The following is a 14,873-nucleotide window of genomic DNA, read 5'->3' as shown; positions in this document are numbered from 1 at the left end:
CGCAACCCGTGGAGCCCATCATGTCCGCCAACAAGCCCATCGATATGTATGCCGTGCAAGTCTTTGTCGCGGTTGCGGAAGAGGGCAGCATGTCGGGTGCGGCCGCACGCATGGGCATATCCCAATCCGGTGTCTCGCAGATCGTTCGGCAACTCGAGGATGAACTGGGCGTCGTGCTCGTCAATCGTACGACCCGTCCCCTCGCGCTGACGCCGTTCGGCATCGCGTTGCGGAACCGGGGGGCGGTGCTCAGCGAGGAGATCGCCAACTTGAGGGCGCAGGTCGTCGAAGCCGGGCAAGGCATCAAGCCGGACCTGCGCATCGGGCTGGTCGATTCGTTCGCCGCGACCTGCGGTTCGGTCTTCACGAAGCGCCTGCTGGGCAAGGTTTCGCAACTGTCGATCCGGACGGGGCTGAGTCCGCAGCAAGGCGAAGCGTTGCTGCGGCGCGATCTCGATCTCATCGTCACGAGCGATGCGCTCATCGATGCCAACGACATCGTGCGATTCCGCCTCCTTTCCGAGAAATATCTGGTCGTCACGCCCAAGGATTTTCGCAAGTCGATCCGGACCGTCGACGACATCAGGGCGCTTGCCAACGCATTGCCGATCGTGCGTTTCAACCGGAATTCACAGGTCGGCATGCAGATCGAGCGTTATCTGCGACGCATCGAAGTACGTACCCCGACCCGCCTGGAGCTCGACAATGCCGACGCGCTGACCTCGATGGTGGCCGAGGGCATCGGATGGGCCGTGACGTCGCCGATGTGCCTGCTGCAGGGGGCCGCCTATGCGGACCAGGTGAAGACCCACGTCGTCGACCGGCTCGGTCTCGAGCGGTCGCTGTATCTGGTGGCGCGTCGGGACGAATACGGCGCCTTCTTCGAAGATGCATGCGATACGGCATGCGAAGTGATCGAACAGTCATTCCTGCCGCGTGTGAAACGAGCCCTCGGTCAGGAAATCGAACAACTCATCGATGTTGGAAACAGGAACTCACATGAACAGTCTGGCCAAAGCTGAAACCCGTACGGAACGCGATTATGTCGGCGAAGTCACGATTCCGGCCGACAAACTGTATGGCGTCAATTCGGTGCGGGGCGTTGACAATCTGACGGTTTCGCCGCTGGGTATCGCGCACTATGCGGCGTTCCCGACGGCGTTCGCGCAATGCAAATGGGCGGCGGCGCTCGCGAACCGCGACAACGGCGTGATTACGCAGCAGCAATGCGATGCGATAGGCCAGGCGTGCCGGGAAATCATCGACGGCAGGTTTTCCGACTCGCTGATCGTCGATCTGCTCGAGGGCTCCGGCGGCACGTCGACGAACATGAACTTCAACGAAGTGATCGCGAACCGCGCGCAACAGGTCCTCGGTCATGCCGCCGGGTCGTACGACGTGGTCCATCCGAACGACCATGTCAATCGCTCGCAGTCCACCAACGACGTCTATCCAGCCGCGATGAAGATCGCGACATATGCGCTGCTCGGGCCGCTCGTCGCCGCACTGGACCATCTTGCCGAACGGTTCGACGACAAGGCCGCCGAGTTTGCCGATGTCCTGCATCTTGGCCGGACATGTTTGCAGGATGCGCAGCCGATGCGGCTCGGCCAGCTTTTCGGCGGCTATGCGTCGCTGACCCGGCGTCTGACCGAGGAACTGACGGCGGTGCGCGGCAAGCTGCGTACGCTTCCGCTGGGCGGCACGGCGATCGGGACCGGATTCGGTGCGCCTGCCGGGTATCGGCCGGCTGTCTTCAAGCATCTGTCGGAGATCACGGGTGTCGACTATGTCGCACCGGTCAATCCGTTCGATGCCATGCAGAACATGGACGTGTACTCGCGGGTCTCGGGCGAGCTTCGGACATGTGCGGCATCGCTCGCGAAGATCGCATCGGACCTGACCGTCCTGTCGTCCGGCCCGGCGGGGGGATTGGGCGAACTGCGGCTCCCTGAAGCACAAGCCGGGTCGTCGATCATGCCGGGCAAGGTCAACCCGGTGTTGCCGATGGCGATGATCCAGCTGAGCTTTGCGGTGATCGGCAACGATGTCGCGGTCGCACAGGCGGTCCAGTACGGCGAACTGGAGATCAATCATTTCGAGCCGGTCGTGGCGTCCCGCGTGTTCGACAGCATCACGCTGTTGACCAACGGCATCCAGCGATTTGCCCGGAAATGCGTCGCCGGCATCAAGGCGGATATCGCGCGCAACGAGCAGCATCTGATGGATTCGATGGCGGTTGCCACCGCGCTCGTGCCCACGCTCGGCTACGCACGCGTGAGCAAGCTGGCGCGTCAGTCGGTTGCGGAAGGCCGCCCGCTGGCGGTTATCCTCGACGAGTCAGGCCTGCTGTCCAGGACCGACGCGTTGGCGGAGATCGACAAGGCTTCGTATCCGGTCTTCGAGCCGCGGTGACGGATGTCTGGCCGGGCACGCGGCGCGGCGGCCGGCTTTTTGGAAATCCTCTGATTCGAACGGGAAATGATGGAGCGGGATGAATTGCTCGAACTGCTCGAGCAACGCGGCGTGCGGTTTGAGTGCGAGTACCATCGGCCGGTACTCAATATGGCTGAATCCGGGGCGCTCGCGCTTTCGATCGATGGCGCACGCTGCAAGAATCTGCTGCTGCAGGATAAGCAGGGCAGCTTGTACCTCGTCGTCACGATCGCGGACAAGGCACTCGACCTGCATGCAGTGGCCGGTTTGCTGAACAGCAAGCGCCTGTCGTTCGCTTCGTCCGAGCATCTCTACGAGCTGCTCGGTGTTCGACCTGGATCGCTGAGTCCGCTCGCGCTGGTCAATGACCACGCCGGCAAGGTTCAGCTGGTGATCGACACGGACCTGGCCGACGAACCGGTCTTCCTGTTTCATCCGCTCGACAATGCCGCGACAATCGCGCTATCGCGGCGCGACCTCGAGAACTTCCTGCAGGGTATCGAGCACGTTCCCGCTTGGCAGCCTCTTGGTGCGCGGCAGACGGGTTGAAGCGCCACTTCGCACCGGAAATTGCAGGGGTATCGTCAATGAACGCGGCGGTTCACGATTCGCCGTCGACGGTCTTCCCGGCGCGCGGTTTTTCCGCCGCGGGAAACACCCCGACGCCGCGCGGCCGTTTCGGCTCGATCCGCATTTGCCGGATCACGCGCCGGAAGTCGATTTCATGCGCGGCCAGCGTGCCGATCAGTTTCGCGATGACCGCGAGGTGGGAAGGGACGGTGCCCTTGCTCGAATAGTTGGTGATCGAACTTTCGTTCATCCGGATCAGGCGGGCGAACTCGCGCGCCGTCAACTGCGCCTTCTTCAACTCCTGTTGGAATTCCGCATACGCCATTGCACACATGATGCTTCGTCTCCGTAAAGCCTGAATCGGCCCGCACGGCGTCGGCGCCGACGGGTGGCGTTCCCGTCGTGCCGGCGCCGCGTCGGGTTACATCTTCACCTGGTCGAGGAAGGTCTTCTTGCCGCTCTTGTAGCCGTAGATCGAGATGATCCCGTGCGTCAGGTCGCCCTTCGAGTCGAACGTCGTCGTGCCGATCACGCCGTCGTACTTCGTCGCCGGCATCGCCGCGAGGATCTTCGCCGGGTCGGTCGAGTTCGCGCGCTTCATCGCATCGACCGCGATATAGACCGCGTCGTACGCGAACGGCGCGTCGAACTTGATGCCCTGGTTGAAGCGCTTCTGGTACTTCGCGAGGAAGCTCGCGCCGCCCGGCATCTTCTCGAGCGCCGCGCCGGCCTGCGAGCACAGCACGTTGTCGGCCGCCGGGCCGGCCAGTTCGGCCAGCGAGTCGGTGCACACGCCGTCGCCGGACAGGATCTTCGCGCGCAGGCCGAGCTGCTTCGCCTGCTTCGCGAGCGGGCCGCCGGTGGCGTCCATGCCGCCGTACATGATCGCGTCGGGGTTCTCGCCCTTCACCTTCGTCAGGATCGCGCGGAAGTCGACCGCCTTGTCGTTGGTCGCGTCGTGCGACAGCACCTTCAGGCCGAGCGCCTTCGCCTTCTTCTCGAACTCGTTCGCGAGACCCTGGCCGTACGCGGTCGAGTCGTCGATCACCGCGACGCTCTTCACGCCCTTCGACTGCGCATAGCTCGCGAGCGCCGGGCCCTGCTGCGCATCGGTCGCGACGACGCGGTAGGTCGTCTTGAAGCCCTGCTGCGTGTAGGTCGGGTTCGTGGCCGACGGCGAGATCTGCACGATGCCCGCGTCGCTGTAGATTTTCGATGCCGGGATCGACGTGCCCGAATTCAGGTGGCCGATGACGGCGACGACCTTGTCGTCGACGAGCTTCTGCGCAACCTGCGTCGCCTGGCGCGGGTCGGCCGCGTCATCCTGCGCGTCGAGTTGCAGCGTGACCTTCTTGCCGCCGATCGTCAGGCCCTTCGCGTTGATTTCCTCGACCGCGAGGCGCGCGCCGTTCTCATTGTCCTTGCCGAGGTGCGAAATGCCGCCCGTCGTCGGTTCGACGCTGCCGATCTTCACGACCTGGTCGGCCATCGCGCTCGACGCGGCCGCGAACGCGGCGGCAGCCAGTGCAACGGTGATCAGGGGTTTGCAGCGCATGCCGACAGTGCTTCGTTCCATCTGCCATCTCCGAATTGAATGTCTTTCTATTGACGTCTCGACCGGCCGGCCGCGGGCCGGGGCGATCGGACGATTTTCCATACCCGTCACGGGCGTCGCTTGCATGGCGTCGGGCCGGGTGACCTGCCGCCCGGGCGAGCGGGCGCGCGCCTGACGCGATGCAATTCGTATGAATATATCGGAACCCGCTTCCGCGTGCTGCGGTGCACCGCGTGGCGGGCCGTTGCGGCGTGTGCCGGCGCGCGGATGTCGATGCTTCCGGATACCGGAAATCGTGCGCCGCAGCGGCCCCCGGATTGCGGTTCGCTGTCGTCGGCCTTACGGCCGTATCCATTATTCGGCCGGTCGCCACGGCGAAGCCATGGACACTGACGCACGGTCAATCGGGAACTGTTCGGTCGATTTGTCTGCACAGTTTGGTCATTGGCGAATGGCGTATCCGGTTTCATGGTTCTGCTTCATTGAGGACGATCACCACTATTATGCAACTAACGGTCAAATCCGCCCGCGCCGGCGAATGGGTGCCGATCGCGCAGGCCGAACCGTCCATCCTGATCGGCAAAGACCGGGGCGTCTCGGGGACCGGCGTCGCGGCAAATCCGGATCGTTCGCGTCGGCCCCGCAATTCACGGCAATCTCGACCCTACGACCGTCCGCGCAATGCGACGACGATCACGCCTACGATCGCCAGCAAGCCGCCGCACGCCGTCGCGATGCCCGGCCGCTCGCCGGTCAGCGCCACCGACAGCAGCGTCGCGACCGCCGGCGTCAGGTAGAGAAAGCTGGCCGCGCGCCGCGCCGAAGTAGCCGAGCGCGAAGGTCCAGGTCGCGTAACCGAGCGCGGCGGGAAAGACGCCGAGTACCACCACGGCCAGCGCCGTGTCGCGCGACCCGCCGCCGAGCGACGCGAGCGCGCCGGGCAACCAGGGCGCGAGCAGCACCGCGCCGGCCAGCAGCGTGTACGCGGTGCACGGCAGCGCGCCGTACACGGGAATCAGCCGCCGCTGCAACACGAAATAGCTGGCCGAGCACAACGCCGCGCCGAGGATCAGCGTGCTTCCCGAGCCGAGGACGAGGCCGCCGGGCTGCCCCTGCGCGATCACCGCGATGCCGGCGAGGCTGATCAGCGAACCGAGCCAGCCCCAGCGATTGAAGCGCTCGCGCAGAAACACGGCGGCCAGCAATGCGGTGAAGATCGGCAGCGTGTTCACGATGAAACTCGCCGCGCCGGCCGACACGGTCTGTTCGCCGGTATTGAGCAGCGCGTTGTAGAGTGCGATGCCGAGCAGGCCGCACGCGAGAAAGCGCCATGCATCGCCTTTCGCCGGCAGCGGCGGCCGCCGCCATGCGAGCCACGCGATCACGAGCAACGCGGCGGTCGCGAAACGCGCGGCCGCGAGCTGCAGCGGCGCGAGGCCGTGCAGGCCGATCCGGATGAACGGGAACGCGGATGCCCACGAGACGATCGTGAACGCGATCGCGGCTGCCGCGACGAGCGGTTGTCGCGCGCTGCGCGACGTCGGTGACGAAAGCGTATTCATGCGGCAATGGTGCGGCGTCGCGAGATGTTAAGCTAGCGCACAGATCAATATCCGGATATGAATATGGCTCACAGCTCCGGAGCGCGGCGGGCCGACGGTTCGGCGCATGCGCGTCAGGCGGCTGGCGGGCTCTCGGCCGCCGCGCCGATACCGGGCCCGCGGCCGCCGCTCGCGAGCCTGGAGACGGTCTGCACGGTGGCGCGCGAGGGTTCGTTTCTCGCGGCCGCCAACGTCTCCGGCGTCACGCACGGCGCGATCAGCCGCCGGGTGGCCGCCGTGGAAAACTGGCTCGGGATGGCGCTGTTCGAACGGCATGCGCGCGGCGTGCGCCTGACGCCGGACGGCCAGCGCTTCGTCGGCCGGATCGAGCAGGCGTTCGCGATCATCGACGGCGCGGCCGATCAGTGGCGCATGCCGCGCACGCCGCGGCTGGTCCGGATGAGCGTGGTGCCCGCGTTCGCGCAGCTGTGGCTGCTGGAGCGGCAGCCCGCGCTCGAGAGTGAAGCGCCCGCGTTGCGCATCGAGCTCGGCATCGAACTGCGCAACGTGGACATCGCCGGCGGCGAAGCGGATCTGTCGATCCGGTACGGGCGCGGCAACTGGCGTCGACTCGACACCCGCCCGTTCATGCCGGAACGGCTGTATCCGGTCGCACATCCGCGGCTCGCCGCGCAACTGGCCGGGATGCGTCGCGCAACGGGCGACGCCGCGCTGCTCGACATGCCGTTGCTGCACGATTCCGACGTGACCGGCTGGCGCACGTGGTTCGATGCGCTCGGCATTCCATTCAAGCCGCGCGCGCAGGATCGCCGGTTCGAGGATTACAACCTCGTGCTGGCGGCGGCCGAAGCGGGGCTGGGCGTGGCGCTTGCGCGAACGCCGCTTGCGGATGCGTATCTGCAGCGCAGCGCACTCGTGCGCGTGAGCCGTCACGAGGTCGATTCGCTGCTCAGCTATCACTTCGTGCATGCGAAGGGCGAGAATCGGCCGGAGGTCCTCGCGTTGATGGAACGGATGGTGAGGGCGCTGCGGTAGCGCGCACCCGGCGGTTCGCGCAGGCGACCGCTTCGGCCCGCGCGTCACGTATGCGGCGGGCCGCCCGTTCCGTTCGTTCGATCGTGGATGCCGAATCGTTACAATGCAGCCGCGGAAAACGGCGAGATCGCCGCAGTGAAGCGGAATCGAGCCTTTGCCCGACGGCAGGGCAATCACCAACCATTACAGTACGGGTTCAAATTTGTACAAAAGGGAACCGATGAATAGACCAGACAAATCGTCGAAAGCGCGTGCGGCGCTGGATCAGCTTTTTTCCGGCCTGGCGCCCGCGGACGCGAAGCGCGACTCGCCGCGCCCGGGCAATCCGTTCGAAACGGGCGACGAGGTGTCGAGTGGATCCGGCGGTCGCGGCGGCGTGGAAGTCACGCTGTCGACCCGTATCCAGCTGCGCGGTTATCCGAGCGCCGACGCGTTCATGAAACGCATGGCCGAAGCGTGGGGCCTGGAGTGGGGCACCTACGACAGCGTCCGTGCGGTGGCGACGCTGCCTGCCGGATGGCGCTCCCGCCGGCTTCCGGAAGTCACGCAGATCGTCGACGAACGCGACGTGCTGCGCGCCGAGAGCAGCCTGCAGGGCGGCGAGATGTCGTATCTGAAGGTGCATCCGCGCTACTACATCGATGCGCGCAAGCGTTTCGGCTGGAGCCAGTCGTCGAAGGCATCCGACGATCCGGATCTCGACGGCCCCGACTGGAACTGCTTCGTGATCGATCGGGAAAAGTCCATCGAAGTGCACGAACTGACGACGTCGTCGTTGAAGGCCGACATGGACAATGCCCGGGCGACGCTGCTGAAATGGCTGGACGAGCACTATCCGAAACATCGTGACCCGTTTGCGTACTGGTCGGACTGCGAAGGGGCGTCGTAAGCCGGGTTGCACGGCGGTTGGTCCGATGCATCGACCGGCCCGCCATGAGGACGACCATTGAAACGAGCGAGTGTGGTCCCGATACTCTGCGCGGCGTTTGGCGCGGCGCTTGGATCGACCGTCATCGAATTGCTGCTCTGGGCAATCGCCGGCGATGACGCCGTCCGGAATCTGTTGCGCGACGCGCGCCTGACGGCCGCGATCGTGATGGGGCGAAGCGTGCTCGATACGTCCGGCGGCTTCGATCCGCTGGTCATGGGCGTGGCGACGCTCGTGCATGCGATGCTTTCGCTCGTCTATGCGGCCGTGCTGGTGCGGCTGGTCCACGGTCTGTCGTGCGTGGCCGCGCTGGTTGCGGGCGGCGCGTTCGGGCTTCTCCTGTACGGCGTGAACCTGTATGGATTCACGGCGATCTTTCCGTGGTTCATCCCGGTTCGCGGCGCGATCACGCTGATCGCTCATCTGATATTCGGGATCACGGCAGCGGCTGTGTACTGCGTCGCCCGACGCGAGACTGCACGCTGATCCCGGGACGGTGTGGTGCCCGTTCGACCCTGGATGGGCCGCGCGGCCAAGCCCACCGGCACCCGCTGGTTGCCAGCGTATTCGACGAGATATCTCCACCAAAGCGGCGAAGCAGCGTTGCCTGGCGCAACGGCATGCCGTACCGAGTCTTGCCGCCGATTATCCACACGAAGCCGGACTCAATCCTCCGAATGCGCGAATTTTCTCAGCCCCTCGAGATCCAGGATCTGCACCGCCCCGTATTCGGCGAGGATGAGCCCTGCATCGGTCAACGTGCGTAGCGCGCGATTGGCGTTCTGGCGGGAGAGCCCCGAAAGCCTGCCGATTTCTTCCTGCGAGAAACCGAGCGTCGCCGTCGTGGCGGGATGCAGTTGTCGGTTGAATAGTTCGGTCAGGCAAAACGCCACGCGGGCGGGCGCCTCCTGTATCCGCAGGTTCTGAACCAGACCGATGTAGTAGCCGCATCGGGCGTTGAGCTGGTCGATCACATAGCGGCTGAACGTATGGCTGTTCTCGAGGAGCCGGAAAAACGTCGCACGCGGCATGAAGGCCAACCGGCTGTCGCGGACCGCGGTGACGGAGTAGGCGCGAGGTTCGTCCTTCAGGACGCTGCCTTCCCCGAACCAGGAGCCCGCCGGGATGCCGGCGAACGTGACGACGCGGCCATTTTTCGACGCGGTATCGACCTTGACGATGCCTTCGATCACGCCGAGCCAATGGTCCACGGCGTCGCCCCGGTGGCAAGCGACCGCACCGGGAGCGTAGGACCTATCGAAGCAATCGCGCTTGACCATCTCCCGTTGGCCCTCGGTCAGATCGACGTACCACGAGCAGCGTGCGAGAAAGGCGTCGACGGTGACGGCTGCCGGGGCGCCGGGGCCGTCGTCATGTTTTCGGACGCCGAGATTCGCACGGTTGCAGGGCCGTGCCATCTCGGCGGCCGGAGGCGCTGCTTCCCGCTTTGCGTCGATGGTTTGCATGCCACAAAGTTGGTTCATCGTTCGGAACAATAGCGTGCCGTTGCGCGAGGGCTCCCGACGCCACGCATCACATGGTGCATGGGCCGTTCGGACAATCCGGATGTACTGGCCAATCCGTTAAATAGAATTGAAATTCGCTTAAGAGTAGGTTCCAGTATATTCACTGTCAAGGCACGGTGGCTAGGTGTTTGTACCGGCATGTCACGAACCCATACTCGATATTTTGCCTGGGCGTATCATACGAAACGTACAGGGAGCCAACGGTCGGACGATTCGACGTTTGCGATCGTGATGATGCAGGGAAGCGCGGCGGGATGCCTGCCCGTGCTTCGGATGTGACGGTAAATGAAATGGAAATTCCAGTTAGTCAGGCGCGTGTTCGCGTTCGCCGCAGAGGGGCCGACAAGCATCCGTTGATCGTAAAGGCCGCGCGCGATCTGGTGGCCGACGTGGGGTTTCGCGACGCGCAGATGTATGCGATCGCGGAAGCCGCCGGAATCGCGATCGGCACGCTGTACCGCTATTTCGCATCCAAGACCGACCTGATGGTCGAGGTGGTCAGGACGACGGCACAGCGTGAAGTCGATGTCGTCGCCGGCATTGCCATGCGCGACGGTACGGCGGCGGAGCGTCTCGGTGCCGCCGTCTGGACGTTCGCCAGCCGTGCGTTGCAGGGGCGGCGCCTCGCCTATTCGCTGGTCGCCGAACCTGTCGAGCCCGATGTCGAGGCAATGCGCCTGACCTTTCACAGAGCGCTGGCGAGGGTATTCAAGACGATCATCGAGCAGGGGATGGCGAACGGCGAGTTCCCGGCACAGGATGCGATGGCTTCGGCGGACTGCATCGTCGGGTGTCTGTTCGAGGGACTGGTCGTCCCGCTCACCGGCAACGCAGCACCCGATGCCGAGCAGGCCAGCGCCCACGTGACGGCCATCATCACGTTTTGTTTGCGCGGCGTGTCCGGCTCCCCGGTATTGCCGGTGACGGTCGGGTGATGGCGACATCGCCTGCACGGACGGTACGCGCGGTGCGTCGGCGTCTCCTGCACGACAACCCGCGCGAACGCCGGCTTCTGCTGCCGGTGCGGTGCGTTCCGCGCCGGCGATCCTGCAACGTCGGCGCGTGAACGCGAGCCGCAATCTGCGTCGACCGGCCGCGACGGGAAACGCGTCGTCTTACCTGCTGGCGGACGATGCGGCATCGATGCGCGTGGGAGCCACGTCCACATCGTGCCGAGATACCGCGCTGCGGCGATGGTCGATCATCGTGACCGCGAGGGTACCCAGCGCGCCGGCAAGCGCGATCGCCAGGAAATTCTGTTCGAGGGGCAGGCGCATCGTGACCAGCAAGCCGATCAGCACGGGTGCCGCTATCGCGCCGAGGCGACCGACGCCGGACGCGAATCCGACGCCCGTCGACCGGATCGCCGCCGGGTAGAACTCTCCGGCATACGCATAGGCCAGGAGTTGGGTGCCGAGCGTCGAGCCGCCGACCACGAACACGATCGGGAACAGCAGCGCGGTGGACCGGGTGTATCCCATCAGCGCCAGCGAGACGGCTCCCGTGGCGTAGAACGCCACCAGCACATGCTTGATGTTGTACTTGTCGCCGAGCCACCCTCCGCCGATCGCACCTGCCACCGCGCCGACGTTGAAGACGAGGACGAACGTCAATGCCGACCCCAGGCTGTAGCCCGACATCGCCATGAGTTTCGTCAGCCACGAGCTCAACGCGTACACCATGAAGAGCCCCATGAAGAACGCGATCCAGATCATGACGGTGCTGAATCCGCGGCCATCGCGGAACAGGCTCGCCACGGGCGTGCTGCTGATTGCCTGCTGCGGCATGACGAAACGGTCGCCGGGTTGAAGCCGCGCGTCCGGCGCGATCCTGCGAATCGTCGCTTCAATCTTCGCGGCACGATTTTTCCGTACCAGGAACGCAAAGGAATCGGGCATCGTCATCAGGATGAACGGGATGAGCAACACCGGTGTCCCTGCGAGAAAGAAGACCGATTGCCAGCCGTAGGATTCGATCATCTGCTTGCCCGTCAGCGCGACGAGAATCCCGCCGATCGAATAGCCGGCAAACACGACCGTGACGAGGCGTGCCCGGATGGCCCGCGGTGCGAACTCGCCCATCTGCGCGGTGACGATCGGCAAGACCCCGCCGATTCCGAGGCCGGCCAGGAACCGCGTGATGCTGAAGGACACGGGATCATGTGTAAGACCGGCGGCAGCGGTAAATACGCTGAATAACCCGATGCATGCACAGAGGGAAACCGGACGGCCGATCTTGTCGGCCAGCATGCCGAGGTAGATGGCGCCGAACATCATGCCGAACAGTGCCGAACTCGCCATGAAGCCGGCCTTTGCCGCGTTGACGCCCATATCTTTCATGATCGACGGGAGCGCCGTGCCGACGACGGCGAGATCGTAGCCATCGAGAACCAGGATCAGGACACACCAGAACAGGATCAAGCCGTGAAAGCGGGAGAATCTTGCGTCTTGTACGACCTTCTGGACATCGATTTCGTTGCTCATGGTCTCCTCCATTTCCTTGTGGATATCGTGATTGCTGCAAGTGACGACCGCTCTGCCGGCGGACTCAGGTGGTGTGATGGACGGTGAAAGAGGAAGAAGGCGCCCTGTCGGACACGAGCGCATTTTCAATACGGCTGTCGTCCGCGTAGCCCATGCTCATGCCGATCAGGAACATTTCGTCGGACCCGATGCCCAGTTCCTCCTCGATGATCTTGTGATACTTCATGAAGGCGGCCTGCGGACACGTGCTGATGCCGTAGGTGCGCGCGACGATCATGATGTTCTGCAGGAACATGCCGTAATCGAGCAGGCTTCCCTGCTGCATGACGCGGTCGATGGTGAAGAACAGCCCGACGGGCGCATCGAAGAATTGGTAGTTGCGCCCGTGCTGTTCGCGCATCCTCGGTTTATCGTCCTTCCGGATGCCCAGCAGCCCGTACAGCGTCCATCCGAGCGCGCGCCGTCTGTCGATGTACGGGGATACCCACTCGTTCGGGTAGTAGTTCCACTCATCGACGTGCATGTCCGCCCGCGACGGATCGGCGTCGACTTCCTTGATCGCATTGCATACGCGGTCTCGCGCCGCGCCGGTGACGACGTGGACCTTCCACGGCTGAATGTTCACGCCGGTCGCCGCATAACGGGCCACGTCGAGAATTGCCTTGATGGTCTCCTCGGGCACGGGCGTCGGAAGATACGCTCTGACGCTGCGGCGCGTCGCGATTGCCCATTCAACCGCCGCCCTGATCGACGAGAGTTCCTGCGGCGGTGCTGCTGCTCGTTCCATCCATGACCTCGCTATCCAATCGTGCGAACCGCACGTCCACACGGCGAGAGTAGCGATCTGCGCCCGACGCCAATGTCTCGCGCAAGACAATCGGCGTCCCGCTTCGATGAAATCAATGAGGCCCGCGGGAATGTCTCGGGGGTGACATTTCGTGTACCGAATCTTCTCTAGACTGCTTTGACGGATCGAGGACGGAATACGTCCACGGACGCGCAGTCATGAACCGATGAGGAGACGTGGAAATGAGCGAAAACATCTATGGAAAAGGGCTGGATCGCACGCCGGCCAATCACGTGCCGCTCACACCGCTTCATTTTCTCGATCGATGCGCGGACCAGTATCCCGATCACACGGCCATCATTCATGGCCAATCGACGCAGACGTGGCGAGAGACGAGGGCGCGATGCCGTCGCCTTGCCAGCGCACTGGTCAAGCGCGGGATCGAGCGAGGGGACACGGTATCCATCCTTGCGCCGAACACGCCGGCGATGGTCGAGGCGCATCACGGGGTGCCGCTGTCCGGAGCCGTTCTCAACGCGATCAACTGCAGGCTCGATGCGGAGGGCGTCCGGTTCATCCTGCGTCATGGCGAATGCAAGATCCTGCTGGTGGACCGCGAGTTTTCTTCGTTGGCGGCAAGCGCGCTTGAACACCTCGAGAACAAGCCGTTGATCATCGATATCGCCGATACCGAGGCGACGTCGGGAGACCCGATCGGGGAAATCGAGTACGAGGCGTTCCTGGCCGAAGGCGATCCCGAATTTTCCGGCGTCTGGCCATCGGACGAGTGGGATGCAATCGCGCTGAACTACACGTCCGGAACGACTTCGGACCCCAAGGGCGTGGTCCCGAGCCACCGCGGCACGTATCTGATGAGCATGCTTCAACTGACGGATTGGGGCATGCCGCGTCGCCCGGTATACCTCTGGACGCTTCCCTTGTTTCATGCGAATGGATGGTGCTTCGCATGGGCCATCACGGCGGCGGCGGGCACGCACGTCTGCCTGCGAAAGGTGACGGCCTCGAACATCTTCGAGGCCGTTCGGCAGCACCGTGTCGACCACTTCTGCGCGGCGCCGATCGTGCTTGCATCATTGGCCAGTTCGTCCGACTCGGACCGCCTGCCGCTGCCGCATACGGTTCGTGTGCGAACGGCAGGTTCACCTCCGCCGGCTGCCGTATTGAAGGCAGTGTCGGAGATGGGTTTTGAAGTGGAGCACGTCTACGGCATCACCGAAGCATCGGGCACGCCCGTGAGTTGCTTCGTCGAGCCTGCCTGGAGCGGCCTGTCGCCGGACGACAAGGCGCGCCTCATGGCGAGACAGGGTAGTCGGTCGGCCTGCCTGGAGGGGCTCCGGGTCGCGGTGCCGGGTAGCGATGCGCCGGTGCCTTGGGACGGCAAGACGCAAGGCGAACTGCTGATGCGCGGCAATGTCGTGATGAAGGGCTATCTCAAGAACGAGGCTGCTACGGCGGCAGCGTTCAGCGGCGGGTGGTTTCATACGGGCGACATTGCCGTCGTGCATCCGGACGGCTATATCCAGATCACCGATCGTTCGAAAGACGTCATCATCTCGGGTGGAGAGAACATTTCCTCCGTCGAGGTCGAAGACGTGCTTCATCGGCATCCAGCAGTTCTGATCGCGGCTGTCGTTGCTCAGCCCGATGCCAAATGGGGTGAATCGCCGTGCGCGTTCATCGAGTTGAAGCCCGGCGCCGCGGTTCCGGATGAAGCCGACATCATCCGCTTTTGCCGGGAACGCCTTGCCCATTACAAGTGCCCCGTGCGCGTCGTGTATGGCGTACTGCCCAAGACCGGCACGGGAAAGATCCAGAAATTCCGGCTTCGGGAACGGGTCGGAAGTCGGGAAGCCATTACGGCTTTATCGGGCGTGTAGTCCACGACAGCGACCGCGTGCGTTGCTGCAGCGGGCGCCGTCGACGACGACGGCTTCCTCTGCCGAGGTCGCGGCGTACGTGTTCGGAACCCA

13 protein-coding genes and 1 pseudogene are annotated in these 14,873 nt (G+C 64.2%); 8 read left to right on the top strand and 6 right to left on the bottom strand.

All coding sequences use genetic code 11. The annotated features are described in order from the left end of the window. Positions 1-20 precede the first annotated feature (20 nt). The 3 genes from HWX09_RS09935 (at position 21) to HWX09_RS09925 (ending at position 2,985) form a co-directional block, all read left to right on the top strand. Positions 21-1,022, top strand: coding sequence for a LysR family transcriptional regulator (locus tag HWX09_RS09935; RefSeq protein WP_027786309.1), 1,002 nt, complete (start codon positions 21-23; stop codon positions 1,020-1,022). Beyond that, positions 1,000-2,415, top strand: coding sequence for an aspartate ammonia-lyase (locus HWX09_RS09930; protein WP_027786310.1), 1,416 nt, complete (start codon positions 1,000-1,002; stop codon positions 2,413-2,415). Before HWX09_RS09935 ends, HWX09_RS09930 begins: the two co-directional genes overlap by 23 nt. 84 nt (positions 2,416-2,499) lie before the next feature. Next, positions 2,500-2,985 (top strand): prolyl-tRNA synthetase associated domain-containing protein, encoded by a 486-nt coding sequence (locus HWX09_RS09925; protein ID WP_158683530.1) that lies wholly within the window; start codon positions 2,500-2,502, stop codon positions 2,983-2,985. 52 nt (positions 2,986-3,037) lie between these two features. On the opposite strand, the gene HWX09_RS09920 is transcribed toward HWX09_RS09925, so the two are convergent. The 3 genes and pseudogenes from HWX09_RS09920 to HWX09_RS09910 form a co-directional block, all read right to left on the bottom strand. Next, the gene (locus HWX09_RS09920; protein ID WP_027786311.1) at positions 3,038-3,340 is read right to left on the bottom strand and encodes a hypothetical protein; all 303 of its coding nucleotides are present in this window, start codon (positions 3,338-3,340) and stop codon (positions 3,038-3,040) included. Positions 3,341-3,427: 87 nt separating this feature from the next. After that, complete coding sequence (locus HWX09_RS09915) at positions 3,428-4,582, bottom strand: branched-chain amino acid ABC transporter substrate-binding protein (RefSeq protein WP_027786312.1); 1,155 nt, start codon at positions 4,580-4,582, stop codon at positions 3,428-3,430. Between the two features lie 643 nt (positions 4,583-5,225). After that, positions 5,226-6,123 (bottom strand): annotated as a pseudogene (locus HWX09_RS09910) (EamA family transporter). A 57-nt stretch (positions 6,124-6,180) separates the two neighbouring features. Between HWX09_RS09910 and HWX09_RS09905 the strand changes: the two are divergent. The 3 genes from HWX09_RS09905 to HWX09_RS09895 all read left to right on the top strand — a co-directional run bounded on the left by HWX09_RS09905 (position 6,181) and on the right by HWX09_RS09895 (position 8,572). Beyond that, positions 6,181-7,158, top strand: a complete 978-nt coding sequence (locus HWX09_RS09905; RefSeq protein WP_027786313.1) for a LysR substrate-binding domain-containing protein — start codon at positions 6,181-6,183, stop codon at positions 7,156-7,158. 220 nt (positions 7,159-7,378) lie between these two features. Beyond that, on the top strand, positions 7,379-8,047 hold the full coding sequence (locus HWX09_RS09900) for a hypothetical protein (protein WP_027786314.1): 669 nt from the start codon (positions 7,379-7,381) through the stop codon (positions 8,045-8,047). A gap of 57 nt (positions 8,048-8,104) precedes the next feature. Next, complete coding sequence (locus tag HWX09_RS09895) at positions 8,105-8,572, top strand: hypothetical protein (protein ID WP_027786315.1); 468 nt, start codon at positions 8,105-8,107, stop codon at positions 8,570-8,572. A 179-nt stretch (positions 8,573-8,751) separates the two neighbouring features. Here the strand turns inward: HWX09_RS09895 and HWX09_RS09890 are convergent, their stop codons facing one another. Then, entirely contained in the window at positions 8,752-9,552 is an 801-nt protein-coding gene (locus tag HWX09_RS09890; protein ID WP_227789474.1) for a Crp/Fnr family transcriptional regulator, read from the bottom strand. 350 nt (positions 9,553-9,902) lie between these two features. On the opposite strand from HWX09_RS09890, the gene HWX09_RS09885 reads away from it, so the two are divergent. Next, the gene (locus HWX09_RS09885; RefSeq protein WP_027786316.1) at positions 9,903-10,547 is read left to right on the top strand and encodes a TetR/AcrR family transcriptional regulator; all 645 of its coding nucleotides are present in this window, start codon (positions 9,903-9,905) and stop codon (positions 10,545-10,547) included. A 180-nt stretch (positions 10,548-10,727) separates the two neighbouring features. Here the strand turns inward: HWX09_RS09885 and HWX09_RS09880 are convergent, their stop codons facing one another. After that, positions 10,728-12,095 (bottom strand): MFS transporter, encoded by a 1,368-nt coding sequence (locus HWX09_RS09880; RefSeq protein WP_027786317.1) that lies wholly within the window; start codon positions 12,093-12,095, stop codon positions 10,728-10,730. Between the two features lie 64 nt (positions 12,096-12,159). After that, positions 12,160-12,882 carry a nitroreductase gene (locus HWX09_RS09875; protein ID WP_027786318.1) on the bottom strand — a complete coding sequence of 241 codons (723 nt, stop codon included), beginning with the start codon at positions 12,880-12,882 and terminating at the stop codon, positions 12,160-12,162. Between the two features lie 242 nt (positions 12,883-13,124). Here HWX09_RS09875 and HWX09_RS09870 point away from each other — a divergent pair, with 242 nt between their 5' ends. Further along, positions 13,125-14,780 (top strand): AMP-binding protein, encoded by a 1,656-nt coding sequence (locus HWX09_RS09870; RefSeq protein ID WP_027786319.1) that lies wholly within the window; start codon positions 13,125-13,127, stop codon positions 14,778-14,780. The last annotated feature ends 93 nt before the right edge of the window (positions 14,781-14,873 follow it).

This window comes from Burkholderia sp. BCC1208 (assembly GCF_902833095.1).
GTDB lineage: Bacteria > Pseudomonadota > Gammaproteobacteria > Burkholderiales > Burkholderiaceae > Burkholderia.
This window is presented reverse-complemented; position numbering and strand designations above follow the sequence as displayed.

What these genes read in the sequence shown, in the direction of transcription:
- HWX09_RS09935 (WP_027786309.1), top strand. Translation starts at nt 21, where the DNA reads ATGTCCGCCAACAAGCCCATCGATATGTATGCCGTGCAAGTCTTTGTC.
- HWX09_RS09930 (WP_027786310.1), top strand. Translation starts at nt 1,000, where the DNA reads ATGAACAGTCTGGCCAAAGCTGAAACCCGTACGGAACGCGATTATGTC.
- HWX09_RS09920 (WP_027786311.1), bottom strand. Translation starts at nt 3,340, where the DNA reads ATGTGTGCAATGGCGTATGCGGAATTCCAACAGGAGTTGAAGAAGGCG.
- HWX09_RS09915 (WP_027786312.1), bottom strand. Translation starts at nt 4,582, where the DNA reads ATGGAACGAAGCACTGTCGGCATGCGCTGCAAACCCCTGATCACCGTT.
- HWX09_RS09905 (WP_027786313.1), top strand. Translation starts at nt 6,181, where the DNA reads ATGAATATGGCTCACAGCTCCGGAGCGCGGCGGGCCGACGGTTCGGCG.
- HWX09_RS09900 (WP_027786314.1), top strand. Translation starts at nt 7,379, where the DNA reads ATGAATAGACCAGACAAATCGTCGAAAGCGCGTGCGGCGCTGGATCAG.
- HWX09_RS09890 (WP_227789474.1), bottom strand. Translation starts at nt 9,552, where the DNA reads ATGCAAACCATCGACGCAAAGCGGGAAGCAGCGCCTCCGGCCGCCGAG.
- HWX09_RS09885 (WP_027786316.1), top strand. Translation starts at nt 9,903, where the DNA reads ATGGAAATTCCAGTTAGTCAGGCGCGTGTTCGCGTTCGCCGCAGAGGG.
- HWX09_RS09880 (WP_027786317.1), bottom strand. Translation starts at nt 12,095, where the DNA reads ATGAGCAACGAAATCGATGTCCAGAAGGTCGTACAAGACGCAAGATTC.
- HWX09_RS09875 (WP_027786318.1), bottom strand. Translation starts at nt 12,882, where the DNA reads ATGGAACGAGCAGCAGCACCGCCGCAGGAACTCTCGTCGATCAGGGCG.
- HWX09_RS09870 (WP_027786319.1), top strand. Translation starts at nt 13,125, where the DNA reads ATGAGCGAAAACATCTATGGAAAAGGGCTGGATCGCACGCCGGCCAAT.